Source organism: Saccharopolyspora sp. NPDC002686, assembly GCF_040295745.1.
Taxonomy (GTDB): domain Bacteria; phylum Actinomycetota; class Actinomycetes; order Mycobacteriales; family Pseudonocardiaceae; genus Saccharopolyspora; species Saccharopolyspora oryzae.
Window position 1 is genome coordinate 1 of sequence record NZ_JBEOVY010000621.1, and the last position, 1912, is coordinate 1912.

Genomic DNA, 1912 nt, shown 5'->3' on the forward strand with positions numbered 1-1912 from the left:
ACCGCGGTGAGTTCGAAAGCAGCGCACCGCGCAGGAACGTCTCCACCGCGCACGACAGCTGGTCCATGCTGGCAGGACTTCCCGGCTCGGGCGCGTCCAGCGATCGACCGCCGATGACGCGGTCGAACACCAGCCCCTCGCACAGGCTGACCAGGTCGGCGCCGGCGGTGTCCGGGTCGGGCGCTTCCAATGCCGTCATCAGACCGACGGCCAGCTGGCGGGAGAACGCAGCACGGGCCAGCGGCTCGTGCAGGTCGGTACTCGCGGCCACCTCGGCGACGAGCGCGTACCTCGCGATCGTGTCGGCGCGCCGCGCTCCCAGCATGCGATCCAGGTGCACCGCGATCCGGTCAGCGGCGGCGCGGACATCCGGTGGCGGGGCGGAACCCGCGAACGCGTCGAAGTCGGCCCGCGCCCGCACCGACAGCCGCGTCACCGCCGCTTCCAAGAGCGCTCGCCTGGTGCGCATGTAGTACGACGTCGAGCCGCGCGGCAGCTCCAACCGCGCATCGACGGCCAAGTGCGTCAGCGCCCGAACGCCCTGCTCGGCGACGAGCTCGATCGCAGCATCGGCGATGCGCGTCCGGCGGTCCTGCTCACACATGCCTCGACCTCCCCTGCATCGCCGATACTCTACATCCGCAGAGGCTCTATGAGCGTAGAGGAGATGCGATGTCCGGCCGCCCCAACTCCCCCGCCGACCTGCGCGAACGCTTCGACGCGGCAGCCGCCAGGCGAGGCTTCGAACTCGACGACGCGCAGCGCACGGTGGCCGACAAGCTGGCCGAACTAGGTGTCGCGCTGTGCAAGCGCTTCCGCCGACCGCGCGGCCTGTACCTGCACGGACCGGTGGGGCGGGGCAAGAGCTTCCTGGTCGACACGTTCTTCGCCGAAGCGCCGGTCCCGGGCAAGCTGCGCGTGCACTTCCACGACTTCTTCGACCAGCTGCACCGGGCCATCGTCCGGCAGCGGAGCACGGCGCTGGCCGAACTGCTCGACGGCCGGCAGCTGCTGCACTTCGACGAGTTCCACGTGCACGACCCCGGCGATGCCGCCCTGCTCACCAAGCTGCTGCACGCCGTGCACGCCCGTCGCATCACCCTCGTGACCACGTCGAACTACCGCCCGGAAGACCTGCTGCCCAACCCGCTGCACCACCACCTCTTCCTGCCCGCCATCGAACTCGTCGAGAAGCACCAGGAAGTCGTCGCGCTCAGCGGCCCTACCGACTACCGGACGGCCCACCGGTCAGGGCGTTTCGCCGAGGGAACCTGGCAATGGCCGATGACGACTTTCCAGCAGCAGGCCCCGTCAGAACAGACCACGTTGGACATCAACGGACGGAGCATTCGTGCCATGAAAGCACGGGATCGGTTGGTGTGCTTCGACTTTCGCGATCTCTGCGACGCCGCGACTTCGACCCGCGACTACCTCGCGATCGCCGCGCAGTACGACACCTGGTGCATCACCGGTGTCCCGAAGCTCGCCGAATGCGGCGCAGAAACCCGGCAACGCTTCGCCAACGTCGTGGACGTCCTGTGCGACCAGGACATCACCTTGCAGGTGGCAGCCGACCACAGCATCGCCGAAACCCTGTGGAACGGCAGGGATTCCGAACGCACCGCGAGCAGACTGGCCCTAATCCGACCGATCCCACCAGACTAAGCCGACTCGGCGGGGTGACTCCGAAAACCGGAAGTGCCCTCCTCCCCCGTCGGTGGGGAGGAGGGCACCGGAAGGAGTCTTACTTCTTGCCCTTGGCCTTGTCGTCCTTGGACTCGTCGGTGGACAGCGCTGCGACGAAGGCTTCCTGCGGGACCTCGACGCGACCGATGGTCTTCATCCGCTTCTTGCCCTCCTTCTGCTTCTCCAGCAGCTTGCGCTTCCGGCTGATGTCACCGCCGTAGCACTT

Annotated in this window: 3 protein-coding genes; 1 reads left to right on the forward strand and 2 read right to left on the reverse strand. The window is 67.8% G+C overall.

The window, feature by feature from the left end; all coding sequences use genetic code 11:
* The coding region (locus tag ABTZ89_RS38340) for a TetR/AcrR family transcriptional regulator (protein ID WP_351054326.1) at positions 1-604 on the reverse strand (604 nt) is incomplete at its 3' end.
* A 68-nt stretch (positions 605-672) separates the two neighbouring features.
* Between ABTZ89_RS38340 and zapE the strand changes: the two genes are divergently transcribed.
* Positions 673-1665, forward strand: a complete 993-nt coding sequence (gene zapE, locus ABTZ89_RS38345; RefSeq protein ID WP_351054329.1) for a cell division protein ZapE — start codon at positions 673-675, stop codon at positions 1663-1665.
* 79 nt (positions 1666-1744) lie between these two features.
* On the opposite strand, the gene ABTZ89_RS38350 is transcribed toward zapE, so the two are convergent.
* Positions 1745-1912 (reverse strand): hypothetical protein (locus ABTZ89_RS38350; RefSeq protein ID WP_351054332.1); only part of this gene is annotated, 168 nt, incomplete at its 5' end.